16 protein-coding genes and 1 pseudogene are annotated in these 12,332 nt (G+C 40.0%); 4 read left to right on the top strand and 13 right to left on the bottom strand.

Annotated features, from left to right (window positions below; translation table 11 throughout):
- Nucleotides 1-147: 147 nt before the first annotated feature.
- The 4 genes and pseudogenes from KTG12_RS17210 to KTG12_RS17195 all read left to right on the top strand — a co-directional run bounded on the left by KTG12_RS17210 (nucleotide 148) and on the right by KTG12_RS17195 (nucleotide 3,251).
- Complete coding sequence (locus KTG12_RS17210) at nucleotides 148-1,113, top strand: toprim domain-containing protein (protein ID WP_004315363.1); 966 nt, start codon at nucleotides 148-150, stop codon at nucleotides 1,111-1,113.
- Nucleotides 1,114-1,258: 145 nt separating this feature from the next.
- The gene (locus KTG12_RS17205) at nucleotides 1,259-1,642 is read left to right on the top strand and encodes a MobC family plasmid mobilization relaxosome protein (RefSeq protein WP_004315361.1); all 384 of its coding nucleotides are present in this window, start codon (nucleotides 1,259-1,261) and stop codon (nucleotides 1,640-1,642) included.
- Nucleotides 1,608-2,527: pseudogene (locus KTG12_RS17200) on the top strand (relaxase/mobilization nuclease domain-containing protein). The gene KTG12_RS17205 and the pseudogene KTG12_RS17200 overlap by 35 nt, the downstream one beginning before the upstream one ends.
- Before the next feature lie 4 nt (nucleotides 2,528-2,531).
- The gene (locus tag KTG12_RS17195) at nucleotides 2,532-3,251 is read left to right on the top strand and encodes a hypothetical protein (RefSeq protein WP_103877822.1); all 720 of its coding nucleotides are present in this window, start codon (nucleotides 2,532-2,534) and stop codon (nucleotides 3,249-3,251) included.
- Between the two features lie 52 nt (nucleotides 3,252-3,303).
- Here the strand turns inward: KTG12_RS17195 and KTG12_RS17190 are convergent, their stop codons facing one another.
- The 13 genes from KTG12_RS17190 to KTG12_RS17140 all read right to left on the bottom strand — a co-directional run bounded on the left by KTG12_RS17190 (nucleotide 3,304) and on the right by KTG12_RS17140 (nucleotide 12,130).
- Nucleotides 3,304-3,636, bottom strand: coding sequence for a helix-turn-helix domain-containing protein (locus tag KTG12_RS17190; RefSeq protein WP_008997282.1), 333 nt, complete (start codon nucleotides 3,634-3,636; stop codon nucleotides 3,304-3,306).
- 130 nt (nucleotides 3,637-3,766) lie between these two features.
- Nucleotides 3,767-4,186 (bottom strand): RteC domain-containing protein, encoded by a 420-nt coding sequence (locus KTG12_RS17185; RefSeq protein WP_008770715.1) that lies wholly within the window; start codon nucleotides 4,184-4,186, stop codon nucleotides 3,767-3,769.
- A complete protein-coding gene (locus KTG12_RS21860; protein ID WP_004315356.1) occupies nucleotides 4,140-4,379 on the bottom strand; it encodes a hypothetical protein in 240 nt (79 codons plus the stop codon). Before KTG12_RS21860 ends, KTG12_RS17185 begins: the two co-directional genes overlap by 47 nt.
- 31 nt (nucleotides 4,380-4,410) lie before the next feature.
- The gene (locus tag KTG12_RS17180; RefSeq protein WP_004315355.1) at nucleotides 4,411-5,343 is read right to left on the bottom strand and encodes a YafY family protein; all 933 of its coding nucleotides are present in this window, start codon (nucleotides 5,341-5,343) and stop codon (nucleotides 4,411-4,413) included.
- Nucleotides 5,340-5,966 (bottom strand): Type 1 glutamine amidotransferase-like domain-containing protein, encoded by a 627-nt coding sequence (locus KTG12_RS17175; RefSeq protein WP_004315354.1) that lies wholly within the window; start codon nucleotides 5,964-5,966, stop codon nucleotides 5,340-5,342. The genes KTG12_RS17180 and KTG12_RS17175 overlap by 4 nt, the downstream gene beginning before the upstream one ends.
- A gap of 125 nt (nucleotides 5,967-6,091) precedes the next feature.
- Entirely contained in the window at nucleotides 6,092-6,286 is a 195-nt protein-coding gene (locus KTG12_RS22325; RefSeq protein WP_049129949.1) for a DUF6597 domain-containing transcriptional factor, read from the bottom strand.
- A gap of 550 nt (nucleotides 6,287-6,836) precedes the next feature.
- Entirely contained in the window at nucleotides 6,837-7,337 is a 501-nt protein-coding gene (locus KTG12_RS21855) for a helix-turn-helix domain-containing protein (RefSeq protein ID WP_227226048.1), read from the bottom strand.
- On the bottom strand, nucleotides 7,318-7,686 hold the full coding sequence (locus KTG12_RS17165; protein WP_216945487.1) for a hypothetical protein: 369 nt from the start codon (nucleotides 7,684-7,686) through the stop codon (nucleotides 7,318-7,320). The genes KTG12_RS21855 and KTG12_RS17165 overlap by 20 nt, the downstream gene beginning before the upstream one ends.
- A complete protein-coding gene (locus KTG12_RS17160; protein WP_139322583.1) occupies nucleotides 7,676-7,987 on the bottom strand; it encodes a hypothetical protein in 312 nt (103 codons plus the stop codon). Before KTG12_RS17160 ends, KTG12_RS17165 begins: the two co-directional genes overlap by 11 nt.
- 335 nt (nucleotides 7,988-8,322) lie before the next feature.
- Entirely contained in the window at nucleotides 8,323-8,514 is a 192-nt protein-coding gene (locus KTG12_RS17155) for a hypothetical protein (RefSeq protein ID WP_075965662.1), read from the bottom strand.
- A 637-nt stretch (nucleotides 8,515-9,151) separates the two neighbouring features.
- On the bottom strand, nucleotides 9,152-9,574 hold the full coding sequence (locus KTG12_RS17150; RefSeq protein ID WP_075965664.1) for a hypothetical protein: 423 nt from the start codon (nucleotides 9,572-9,574) through the stop codon (nucleotides 9,152-9,154).
- A gap of 1,180 nt (nucleotides 9,575-10,754) precedes the next feature.
- A complete protein-coding gene (locus tag KTG12_RS17145) occupies nucleotides 10,755-11,273 on the bottom strand; it encodes a hypothetical protein (RefSeq protein ID WP_075965665.1) in 519 nt (172 codons plus the stop codon).
- A gap of 17 nt (nucleotides 11,274-11,290) precedes the next feature.
- Nucleotides 11,291-12,130, bottom strand: coding sequence for a ParA family protein (locus KTG12_RS17140; protein ID WP_075965666.1), 840 nt, complete (start codon nucleotides 12,128-12,130; stop codon nucleotides 11,291-11,293).
- Nucleotides 12,131-12,332: the final 202 nt, after the last annotated feature.

The raw sequence follows: 12,332 nt of genomic DNA, 5'->3' as shown, positions 1-12,332 counted from the left end.
AGTCCGGGTGTATATACAAGAGGAACGGACTTACTATTTCCCAGTATCGGAACAGGCAGGTTTAGTATGGTACGGGTGTATATATAACGGACTAAACAGGACTGGTGCACTTTTCAACTATTTTTTAATCCCCAAAAAGAAAATGTTATGAACATCGAAGATGTGAAACAAATACCCATCGCAGACTATCTGCACAGTTTAGGTTACTCTCCTGTCAAGCAGCAGGGTAACGGTTTATGGTACAAATCACCGTTAAGGGAGGAACACGAACCGTCTTTCAAGGTGAACACTGACCGCAACCTTTGGTATGACTTTGGCGCAGGCAAGGGCGGCAACATCATCGCACTGGCAAAGGAACTCTATTGTTCAGACAGCTTGCCATACCTTTTAAACCGGATAGCGGAACAGACACCGCACGTCCGTCCGGTCAGTTTTTCTTTTCCCCAGCGTAGGACAGAACCGAGCTTCCAGCATTTGGAAGTCCGTGACCTTATCCATCCGGCATTGCTCCGTTATTTGCAGGGACGGGGTATCAATGTCGAACTGGCAAAAAGAGAATGTAAGGAACTCCATTTTACCAATAACGGCAGACCGTTCTTTGCTATCGGTTTCCCGAACATGGCAGGAGGTTACGAGGTTCGCAATTCCTTTTTCAAAGGCTGCATTGCCCCGAAAGACATCACCCATATACGGCAGCAGGGAGAGCCGAGAGAGAAGTGTTTGGTATTCGAGGGGTTTATGGACTATCTTTCTTTCCTCACGCTCCGGATGAAGAACTGCCCGACCATGCCCGACCTTGACAGACAGGACTATGTCATTCTTAATTCGACTGTCAACGTGCCGAAAGCCATTGACGTGCTGTACCCGTATGAACGCATCCACTGTATGCTTGACAATGACAAGGCTGGATATGAAGCGACACGGGCTATCGAATTGGAATACTCCTACCGTGTGCGTGACTTCTCGCACAATTATAGGGGATATTCGGACTTGAACGATTATCTGTGCGGCAGGAAGCAGGAACAGAAAAACGAAGCCAGCCAAGTGCAGGAAACGAAGCAGGAAACCGGACAACGTGCCGCCTCAAGACAAAAGAGAGGCAGGGGCATTTAATCCGGCAGGACTATCAACGGCTGGCGGTTTATTTGGAGAGCAAGGTTATGTTTCGGTAAACCGAAACTACCTTGCTTTGCTCACCGCAAAGAAAATTTCTCCCGTTGGTCGCAATTTTTAAGACACCATTCAAACGTAAAAAACCATGACGAGTATAAAGGACAAGCCGGGGGGACGTCCGGCAAAGAAACGGATAGAGAAGCAGCAACGGGTTGTCAGTACGAAACTGACCGAGTTGCAGTATTACGCCATCAGGAAGCGAGCCGGGGAAGCCGGGTTGCGTGTCAGTGAGTATGTAAGGCAGGCGGTTGTTTCGGCAGAGGTCATACCCCGGCTGAACAGGCAGGATGCGGACACCATCCGCAAACTGGCAGGGGAAGCCAACAACATCAACCAGTTGGCGCACCGGGCGAATGCCGGAGGTTTCGCACTGGTGGCGGTGGAACTGGTGAAGCTCAAAAACAGGATTATTGGAATCATAAACCATTTGTCGGATGATTGGAAAAATAAAAAAGGGAAGCGGTTTTAAGGGCTGTGTGAACTATGTGCTTGGCAAGGAGCAGGCGGTTTTGCTTCATGCGGACGGGGTTCTGACTGAAAGCCGGGGTGATATAATCCGCAGCTTCTGTATGCAGACCGGGATGAATCCCGATTTGAAGAAGCCTGTCGGACATATTGCGTTAAGTTATTCGACAGTGGATGCGCCCAAATTGACAGACGGGAAGATGGTACAACTTGCGCAGGAGTATATGCGTGAAATGAAAATCACCGATACGCAGTATATCATCGTGCGTCATCAAGACCGGGAACATCCGCACGTGCATATCGTGTTCAACCGCATAGACAATAACGGCAAGACCATTTCGGACAGGAACGATATGTACCGTAACGAACAGGTATGCAAGAAGCTGAAAGCCAAACACGGGCTTTATTTCGCTGGTGGAAAAGAACAGGTAAAGCAGCACCGACTGAAAGAGCCGGACAAGTCGAAATACGAGATTTACACGGCTGTGAAGAACGAAATCGGCAAATCCCGTAACTGGCAGCAGTTACAGGAGCGGTTAGCAGAAAAGGGTATTACCGTCCGGTTCAAACGAAAGGGACAGACCGACGAGATACAGGGCATATCCTTTTCCAAAGGTGAATACACGTTCAAGGGTTCGGAGATAGACCGGAGTTTCAGTTTTTCCAAACTGGACAAAGTTTCGGGTATGCAGGAATGAATGTTGCCGGAAGCCAACGGCAAACAACTTTCGCGCCCGTTCGGGAGCAAGCACTTGCACCGGGCAAGGCTGACAGTCCGTTGATAACTGGTTCGCTCGGTCTGTTTTCCGCTTCTTCTCCCCCAGTGGATGAAGAACCTAATTTTAATTTGAGAAAGAAGAAGAAAAAGAAAAAACAACTTAAACTGTAAAGACATGGAAGATAATTTGATTTTAGAGGGGCTTCTCTCTATGGTTACGGAACTGAAAGAGAAGCAGGAAGCACAGGCAACGCCAGCCAGTCGGGAGGAAACTCTCGAACGGCTGGGAGCAATCGAACAAGCGTTGTCGGAACTGCACAGTAATTCGGCTGTTCCCGAAGAAAAGTTGCGGGTTATTCAAAGCCAACTTGACGACATAAGGAGCAGGATGCAAGGTCAGCAGAAGAACATAGAGGACACCAAGAAAATAACATTGGAAACTTACCGTTGTTTCAAGGTAATGATTGATACTTTGGGCTCTTGCAAGACGGATAAAGAGGAAGCTACGCCCTTACCGTTCTATCAACGGATTTACAACAAGGTCACTTCTTGGATTCGTCCGGGATTGTTTGTTTTTTCGGCAGTGCTGGTCGTCTGTTCCGTTTCCATATTCTTGAATGTCCGTTTGGCTGAACGTATGCAGCAGTTGCAGGACAACGATATGAAATACCGCTATTTGCTGATGCAAGGACAGGCAGACGGGGAAACTTTTGATATGCTGGAAAACAAGTTCAAGTGGCAACGGGATAACGGTTTTATCCGAAGTTTGACCGATTCAGTGATGGATTTTGAATATCGCATCCAAAAGCAGGCAGAAGCACTGGAACGTGCAAGGCTGTTGAATGAGCAAGCCGAACAGCTAAAGAAAGAAGCCGATAAGTTGGGTAAGCCATAAGCAGGGAAAGTCGGAACAGATGAAGTACATTCACCGTTCCGGCTTTTCAGATTCACTTCTTTTTCTTCGTACAGTGTTCTTTCTCGAACTGGCGTAGCGTGGTGACGCTGAACCGTTCTTTAATAAACTCCCGGACATCGGAAGCCTTGTAATACACTTTTCCGCTGATAGTGAAGTAAGGCAGCGCACCGATAGCCCGGTAGCGTTGCAGAGTTTTGATACTTACTTTGAATAATAAACACAAGTCTTGATTATCCAATAGGTTGTCATCTTCGGGTAGTACCTTGTCCGCATTGCGTAGTACCCGTACATCCTTGCAGAGTTCTTCCAGCTTGGCGTACAGCTTCTGCATCCATACGCTGAAATCGTCATTGTCTATATACATGATTGCTTCATTTTTCTGATTATACATTCTTGTCTGTCAATCAATTGATGAAGCAAAGTTCAGAAAATAGGCGCAAAGAAATTACGGGGGAACTAATGGAATCCCCTATAAATAAATCATAAGTCACTGATTATCTATATCCTTTCTTGTCATGTTCCTTTTTGATAAGTTCTACCAATCCATTAAGAAACCCGGTCAGTTTGCCCGGCTTTCGTTTTATCACGTCCTCATGTTTTTGGTAACAGTCGCCTATCTTGATGTTGAACAGCCATTCAAAGGCTTTCGCCAAGTCCACCAAGTAGGCGGGCTTGCCGTTCTGATACACGATGTTTTTGGAGAGGAACAGACCGCTTACCATTTCCATGATGTTGATAAGGGTTGTCTTGTCTGCGAGATAGAGAGGGGAAAGGGGCTGTTTGTTGATACGTTGCTGTAGCTGTTCCGGGTATTTGATGCGCCACTCGATAAGGCGTATTTCAGTGTTCAAAAGTCCTATCGCTTCATCAATTAGATGCAGATGGGGCATTTTTTTCTTGCTCAAACCGTACACGATACGATTTAAGACGGTGCAAACCAAAGGAAAAATAACGTAGTAAAACGTTGTAATCCTGCTCATTGATACTAAAATTGGCTACATGGGTCGCCAATTCTTCGATAGCTTCTGCAAATTCAGATGCAGACACTTTACGTTGTGAGCATTCCGACAATAAGCGGAAAAATCTTTGGTCGAATATTTTTTTCATTGAGTCGATTAAAAATACTATTTGGCAGCAATCAAATAGAAATGTTATTGATAATATTTTTAACTTCATATTTTAAAGAATCTGGTCTTATTATAGTTGCACTATCTGCAAAAGACAGATACCAATGTGCAAACTTACTGATTGAAAATGTTAGAAAATGAAGTTCAAACATATCCCCTATCTCTTTCTCAGATGTTAATCCGTAATAATATTTATCATCATTCATTATGGAGGTTTTATTCTTTTCTATTCTTATAACGATTTCATGTAATTTTTCTTTATCGTAAAACTCGCGTATGAATTTTTCCAAAGGAGGATGCTCCCGTGATTGTAATTCATTAAGAATGTGCATTTTTTGAATTCTATCTATCCGAAATGTAAGATAGATTTCTTTGGGAAGATAAAAGCCTATTAGATACCAGTTAGTTCTCGAAAAGAAAATTCCAACAGCTTCAATCTTTCGTTCTGAAACACTTAACGCATTACTTCCCAAATAAGATATTTCAATAATTCTTTTTTGGTATATACTTTGTAAAATAAGTAAAAGAATATCAGGTTTATAGGTCGATGATTTATAAGTATCCAATACAGACATGCACTTTTCCATTGTTTCTAACATATTTTTGTCTGCAAAACGCATGACAGACCTAATCTTTTCTATTCCAGACTTATAATGTTCGTTGCTATTTGAATCAGTTAGTTCATGTACTAATTTCTCTGCAATCAAAAAGGACAAAGCCTCTTTTTGAGTAAACATTAGAGGAGATAATTTGAATCCTTCTGCAAGTGAATAACCAATACCGGGATTTCCTATGATAGGAATGCCTGCCTCTTCCAATGTTCTTATATCTCGATATACAGTGCGAATGCTTATATTAAAACGTTCTGAAATTTGCTGTGCTTTCACTAACGAGTGCGATTGTAACTGAATCAATATAGCAGAAATACGGTCTATTCTATTCATTTTGCATCTTTAATTTGAATATTTGAATCTTCAATAATAACAGCTTGTTTATTACTTATAGGAATAAGCTGCAACTTCTCATTATATAGTTGAACTATCTTTTCACCTTTTTTCTTGAATGGAAAATTTCCATAATGGGGAATCGTATAAAAATCGACCAAATCTAAAGAAGTACAGTCTTTCAATTCAGGAGCCTTTTCTATTGGATCAAAATTCACACTTCTCATATATTCTGCATCGGGAGAGGCTATTATTGCTCCGGCAGATTCCCCAATATACAGTTTACCCAATTTCACTTGTTTAGATATAATTTTATCAACACCTTTTCTTTTTAACTCTTGCAAAAGGAAAAATGTATTTCCACCTGTTATGTAGATATAATCGCATTTATGTAATATAGAAGATATTTCCTCTTTGGGCAGTTGGGTAATCTCGACTTCTTCAACAATCATTCCTGCTTCTTCTAAAGCCTTTTTCCCCTTTTTTACATAGAATCGTATTGGTTCTGTAAGGCTTGCAGTTGGTATAAAAGCTATAATTTTCCCTTGCAAATCTTCTTTGGCACAATCGACAAATAGATTAGCAACATCAGCAAATGATGAGCATAAAAATAATCTTTTCATATTCTATAATATTAAGTTGAATACTTTTTGATACAAAGATAGCGTCTTCTATGACAGCCCTATGTCAGTAAGTCTAAATATTGAAGAGTTTTTTTCATCAAAACAATCCATTATTGAAATTTACCCTATTTGTAATGTGGCTGCGTTCCCTTATGAAAAGAAGAAATAATTTTGTTCCCTTTATGAAAAACAAGTGCTACACAACCTGCCGGGATAGAACGTTGAAAGCCTTGCTTTACATCATCTATCCTTAAAAGCCAATATTGCTTTATATAAGGAGCGAGCAATTTGGTAGGTTGTATTACTTGAATTTTCTCCATTCTGTTTTAATTATCAAACAAAAGTAAGATTTCTTAGATAGATATTAGGTGTAAAAAAGGGACATTCTAATTAAAACATCCAAATATCTGTTACCTAAATCATTCAAAGTTCTCTGCATTGGAAGATATGTCATAGATAAGTTGAAAAAGTTATTATAAACACAAGTTTAGTTTGTGTTTTTGTCTATATATCCAAAACGGACTAAACTAATTTCTATTGACAGCAAATTATATATGCTGGCGAAAAGAAAAACAGTATTCTTCTTTTCGCCAGTTTTGCTTTTATGGTTAGAGAGCTTTTGTTACCTTTGCACATGAAGCCCACCGCAAAGCGATTTCTTCGTTTTTTTTGTTACTATTTTGTTACCCACTATTAGTAATAGGTGGGCTTTTACTTTGATAATCAGGGCTATATTATGCTGTATGTATAATGTGTGGCAAAACATAGTAAAAACAAGGCCGAAAAAATGCCCGAATAATCACTACCCAGGCATTTTATAATTTGTTAACCATACTACATATGGTAGTATACTTGGCAAATATATAAAGTTTATTTTATAAAATCAATCCTTAAGCCGAAAACTTCGGCGATAGACTGCAATGTGTCAAATCCGATATTAAAAGCCCCCTTCTCTATTCGAGTGATAGCATGTTGCTTTGTCCCTATTTTTTCAGCCAATTCAGCCTGAGACATCCCTGCTTCTTTTCGCAATTGTGCTATACGTTGCCCAATACGCATGCGTTGGGAGTCCGAATCGGACAGGGCAAATAAAGATCCAGAGGCATTCTCTTTACAAAGCCCTTTTTTTAATAATTCTTTTTTAAACATGATGATAAAGTCACTTTTCCACTCCTCTGTATTGCCGGACATAATATAGGGGTGGGTGATATCCATTTTCGCTAAAAAGTCAAAATGTTCTTCCGGTTTGTTGGACTCATCAAAGATGTAAATCACCTTATCTTCGTCTATATCGAGATATGCAGCGTAAAGCGATGTCACGTGTTCGCCCAACTCGTAATCGCCTTCTATTTTATTTGTTAACAGTTTCATACAATTCGCTTTTTTGCTTATGGTAGTTAATCATGATTGTTGATTGCTCATCCAATGTAAACCGAGTCGGTAATCCTTCCGCTGGGAAGGAGCCTACTATTTCTGCCAATATATCATTTACGTCTCGATATTTATGCACAACACCTTCCGAAGTATTAAAAAACTTCCTTCTTGGGGTACGATTTTCATGTATTTTCTTTATCGTTTTGACAAAGAAAATAGTTGGTTGCGTAAGTGCCAGAGCTGTAAAATCTAACCAGTAACATTCACAATCGCGACTGTAAATAAGGTATTCGGCAATTGCCATATACCGTCCGAAGTTGGACAGTACGCTTGTTTTATTTTCCATATTTTCTGTATTTTCTATTTATAAGGTTTTCTACTGCTTTCACGTAAGGAGCTGCCTTTTGTCTCTCCATATAAGCCACATATTGTTTGGCAATATGTGCTTCCAGCCTATCGGCTTCTCGATTGGTATCCGGAGATATCTTTCTTAATTCAGGGACATTGTATGTCGTCCCGTTAACGACATATTCAAACCCATTCAATTTGGCATTCCAGCCGTTTATCTCAAAGTTGAAATCGTGAATTTTGCCTGTATGAACAAGCTCAATGGCTTGTTCTAATGTTGGTACTGCTATTGCTTTCATAATTCTCTGCCGCATTTATAGTGTTGCCGCCACTCTTGATTAATTATTGACACTGCAAATATATCACATATTTGTGATATGCGCAAGCGTTTATCTAATTATTTCACATGTTAGAAAACATAAAAATATAATTGATTTGAGCTATTTAGGCTCAGATCTTCTTATTCTTTCGTTATGTCAATCCTGGGGATGCAATAGTAAGCCATAGGGCGTCGTGATCCACGACATCCTTACTAATAGTGGTGTTAGCCAATTATTTCGTGAAATGAGCTATTTCGACTCATTTATATTTAGTTATTAGTGCGGGATAGCTCTCAGACTATCCTGCAGCACAATTACAACCGTTCCAATCTGGCTTTCAAGCACTCGTTATAGGTGTACATCGCTCCGGCCTGTACAAGCAAAAGATACTTCTGTGCCGGATCAATCGCATTGACCTTTTCGCTTTGATTGAAATCATTCAGCTTGTTCAGCTTTTCTTCAAGTTGTGCATGTTCTTCAATCAGGCATGATTTAAAATCGCTCATATGAATATGGGTTTTACAAAGCCGCCCAAGGCTCAGTTCTTTTATTATTGAGTTATGGGTGATTAATCAAAGAAATATATCTTAACCACTCCGTTTCTAAAATCTCCTATCATTACTCCATCAATATCTTTTTTGTCAAGAACAGAAAAGTTCTTCCATTTTTGAGGAAGATTATAACAACCCTTTACCAATGCAATCGGCATATCCAGGGATGCTCGATACTGGACATCAGAATCCAGAAAAAACATAACGCCGGAAATTCTTCGGGACAATGTATTACATCAAGCTATCAGCCTGTATTACGAAAACCCCAAAGAGTTTCAGTTGAATCTATCAGAATACAGAAACCTATTTGATGAAACATGCCAAGGGACTGTACCTGTAGCTCTCTGGATAATCATGCATAGCCACAATTTTGAAGATGCAATCAGACAGTTGTTAGTTTAGGAGTCGATGCAGATACATTAGGGACCATTGTAGGCAGTATGGCCGAAACCATTTAGGACATTCCTGAATGGATGAAAATTGAAGCGTTAGGCTATTTATCTGATGAAATGAAGAAGATCATAAACGACTTCCATGCCCGGTTGGTTGAACGATAAAAGCTGCTGAATATAAGCTAGGGTACTCCCCTACCCTAGCTTATATTCTTAGATTTACGACCGGCTTTCAGCATCCGTTGCATATAAGTGGCAATTTCCTTTTCTACTTTGACCTGCCATTTAAACTGTTCCATCATAGCAGAAAAAGTATCTTTCAAGGAGTCATCACCATCGTTTATATGCCTCTTTATTTCCGATAAACTTTCAGACATAGCCGCTTTTGTTTCGGCTAAAATATCAAGATACTGCTTCAAAATCTTTATGAATTCCTCTGGTTGAACCTGCTGAAAAGTTGAGTTGTAGAAAATTCTAGTCCGAATAAAATCACTAACAGAGATAAAGCCTTGCGCTTTATTTTGTAAGGCATCGTATTCAGCGACGGTTAATTTTAAGAGAATCTTTTTGTCTCTCTTTTCTTCTTTTGAAGCCTTAGGACGGCCCGCTTTTTTAAAATCCATAGTCAAATTGATTGGTTTATGCAAAGTTACGAACTATTTACGAATATCAAAATAAAAGGCGACTCTGGAGCCTTTTCAAGTGCTGAAGGCACCAAGAGTTTCTGTATATACAGAATTCAAAGCGGTAGGTTTGATTTCGGTATATACAGAAACACATCTTGCAATAGGAAAAATGCAGGGGTAAAATCCGTGCTCTTTGCTTTAGGACTCCCTCCCATAAAAACCTGCTTTTTATTATTACAAATCATATGACCGATTTTTAATTCGCTCTGATTATTTAAGCAAAACGCCAACAAATGAAAAAGGAATAAAGAGAATCACTATTATGTTAACACGAATTAAATACGACCGCCATTCCATAATCCGTGTTAATTACCAAAAACTAAAACAATAATTTATTTCATTGATTATTTGAATATTAACATAAGAATCAACTTAAAAAAGTACAAAAATAGATCAGGTGTGCAACTGAACAAGTGCACAGGCGTGCGACCGAACAAGTATACAGGTGAATATCGTAGAATGGGTTGTGTTTATCAAATAATTCCAGAAACAAAAATCTAAAATTATAAACCTACATTTATACATGAGGACTGTCCATTTCAGCGAAATTGTTTCAGATGGCAAAACTATAAGGTAAATATAACGGAAGCCTGGTGGTAAGGCTCCGAAACGACATTTTGATAAAAGAAAGATCCGATTCCCAGGGACGGCTATGTTGCCCACTGAAAACCGGATTGACTTTTTGACTTTCTATCGAAGGCTTTTGATTCGCTGCTCCATCCGGAGCATTTTAGATGGAGTATCAAAGAGCGGGCTTCTGTACATCTTTAATTTTGGCAACCATTTCATCGTAGCCAATCTCACATACAAGGCTTTGCCGGGTTTTAAAGCAAATCTACCCAGAAGGGAAAACAACAGGAATTCGGGGTCGGATTCCGCGAACAGGTATGTATAGGATTGAGCAGAAATAAGATCAACGCAAATAGAAGCCTCAGGACACGAAAAAAGACTTTAGCGAGGCAAAGATTGCCCAGGGCAAGAAAACACCTCAGGCGGGACATAAATGACTCCAGACACCGTTTCCTTGGCATTTACACATCAACGATTCAAAGTATGCGAAAAGAAAAAGAAAAAGGTAGAAGATAAATGACTCTCTCCTACCCTTCTTTCCTTTGGACTAAACATCGTACTTTTCTGTAATCTCGGTAATTCTTTCTATCGCATCATTACTGAGACCAAGCCCTCTTGTATAATACTTCGCCAGGAATTCTTGGACAGCAGTGAAAACTACATCCTGAACGTCAATCCTGTTGATGGCTTTTATCATCATCAAATCAGTAGATGATTGTGCATCTACTTTAAAGACCTGCTTAATATTTCTTTGAGTGACTTTCGTAGGTCTGCCTCCAAGCTGTTTTTTGATTTGCGTTGATTTACGTTCTTTGGCAACATCAGCTTGCGAATCACGAGATACTTTCTTGCTTTCGGGTTTGGTTTCCTGAGCCGACATCTCTTCTACGGGCTGTACAACCGGATCTAGCTTGCGCCCGCCGTCATCTACAACAGAAGACTGTGTAGATTCCGGAACTGTAACTTCCTTATTCTTTTCAGGAAATTCTTCATTCTTGGTGGGCTGATTATTCTTTACTTCCTGCATGAATCCACCCACATTTAAAGGTTTATTCTTTTTCGCCATATGTTTTCCTCCTGGTTTTAGTTATATGACTCATTATTGTTATTCCATGCGTTAACTGCCTTAGACTGCCAATCTGCTGGACGCTCCTGTCCGGTCAACTCTTCAGCCAGAGACATGTAGTCCTGTGCACCATTTGAATCTGGAGCATATTCAAAGATACCTTGATGTGCCAAGGGGCTTTCGTCAAATTTGATATTTTTGCGGATTTTTGTTTTAAGCACTTTGTTCGGGTAATTGGATTCGAAATATTGCAAAACTTGTCGGGTAATGCGGGTCTGCTTGTCGTATTTTACCATTAAGAAACCAAGGATGTCCAGCTTTTCGTTGGTGTTCTCAGAAATGTCTCTAATGGAAAGCAGCAGATTTTGCATACCTTGCAAAGAGAAACCACTACATTCGATGGGTATTAGCACGCTATCACTCACTGTCATCACGTTGTCATTAACGACTCCTTCCTTGGGAGCGCAATCAATCAAAACATAATCGAACAGACACTCCCCATTTTCGTTCGCTTGTAAATACGGAGCAAGTTTCTTGGCCAAAATCCGTTCGCGACTTCTTTTGCTATACAAAGTCCCTTCTAAGGCACTTAGAGACTTGGAGGCCGGGATATATGACAGTCCGTCATACAAACAATATAGGGGTATCTGAGCGTCATCTTTGTCCATCCATTCATAAAAGGTACTGTCGCCTTCGGTCTGGTCAAACCCTAAGAGGGCAGATAAGTTACACTGTGCGTCAGTGTCAATCAGCAACACCTTCTTGCCCAAGATCCACAGTGCCACCCCCAAATTATAGGCTGTGGTAGACTTCCCTACCCCACCCTTGTAATTTAATACAGATATTACTTTTGTCATTGATAAAAAAACGTTAGAAATTCAACGTATCAAAGATACAAAGTTTTAAGCAAACAGACAAATAATTATCCATATTTTTAATACTATAATATTCTAAAACTTTATATTTCTACAACATCAACACTCTATATCCTTGGATATCTATACCACCAGAGTTTTGATTACCCATAACTCCATAATACAAAAACCACAAATCAATCAT

The sequence above is a fragment of the Parabacteroides sp. MSK.9.14 genome (assembly GCF_019041495.1).
Lineage (GTDB): Bacteria > Bacteroidota > Bacteroidia > Bacteroidales > Tannerellaceae > Parabacteroides > Parabacteroides merdae.
Note: the sequence above shows the minus strand (reverse complement) of the source record. Positions and strands in the feature narration are given on the sequence as shown.

Excerpts from the sequence above, each read along its gene's own strand:
- KTG12_RS17210 (WP_004315363.1), top strand. The coding sequence starts at position 148 with ATGAACATCGAAGATGTGAAACAAATACCCATCGCAGACTATCTGCAC.
- KTG12_RS17205 (WP_004315361.1), top strand. The coding sequence starts at position 1,259 with ATGACGAGTATAAAGGACAAGCCGGGGGGACGTCCGGCAAAGAAACGG.
- KTG12_RS17195 (WP_103877822.1), top strand. The coding sequence starts at position 2,532 with ATGGAAGATAATTTGATTTTAGAGGGGCTTCTCTCTATGGTTACGGAA.
- KTG12_RS17190 (WP_008997282.1), bottom strand. The coding sequence starts at position 3,636 with ATGTATATAGACAATGACGATTTCAGCGTATGGATGCAGAAGCTGTAC.
- KTG12_RS21860 (WP_004315356.1), bottom strand. The coding sequence starts at position 4,379 with ATGAAAAAAATATTCGACCAAAGATTTTTCCGCTTATTGTCGGAATGC.
- KTG12_RS17180 (WP_004315355.1), bottom strand. The coding sequence starts at position 5,343 with ATGAATAGAATAGACCGTATTTCTGCTATATTGATTCAGTTACAATCG.
- KTG12_RS17175 (WP_004315354.1), bottom strand. The coding sequence starts at position 5,966 with ATGAAAAGATTATTTTTATGCTCATCATTTGCTGATGTTGCTAATCTA.
- KTG12_RS22325 (WP_049129949.1), bottom strand. The coding sequence starts at position 6,286 with ATGGAGAAAATTCAAGTAATACAACCTACCAAATTGCTCGCTCCTTAT.
- KTG12_RS21855 (WP_227226048.1), bottom strand. The coding sequence starts at position 7,337 with ATGAAACTGTTAACAAATAAAATAGAAGGCGATTACGAGTTGGGCGAA.
- KTG12_RS17165 (WP_216945487.1), bottom strand. The coding sequence starts at position 7,686 with ATGGAAAATAAAACAAGCGTACTGTCCAACTTCGGACGGTATATGGCA.
- KTG12_RS17160 (WP_139322583.1), bottom strand. The coding sequence starts at position 7,987 with ATGAAAGCAATAGCAGTACCAACATTAGAACAAGCCATTGAGCTTGTT.
- KTG12_RS17155 (WP_075965662.1), bottom strand. The coding sequence starts at position 8,514 with ATGAGCGATTTTAAATCATGCCTGATTGAAGAACATGCACAACTTGAA.
- KTG12_RS17150 (WP_075965664.1), bottom strand. The coding sequence starts at position 9,574 with ATGGATTTTAAAAAAGCGGGCCGTCCTAAGGCTTCAAAAGAAGAAAAG.
- KTG12_RS17145 (WP_075965665.1), bottom strand. The coding sequence starts at position 11,273 with ATGGCGAAAAAGAATAAACCTTTAAATGTGGGTGGATTCATGCAGGAA.
- KTG12_RS17140 (WP_075965666.1), bottom strand. The coding sequence starts at position 12,130 with ATGACAAAAGTAATATCTGTATTAAATTACAAGGGTGGGGTAGGGAAG.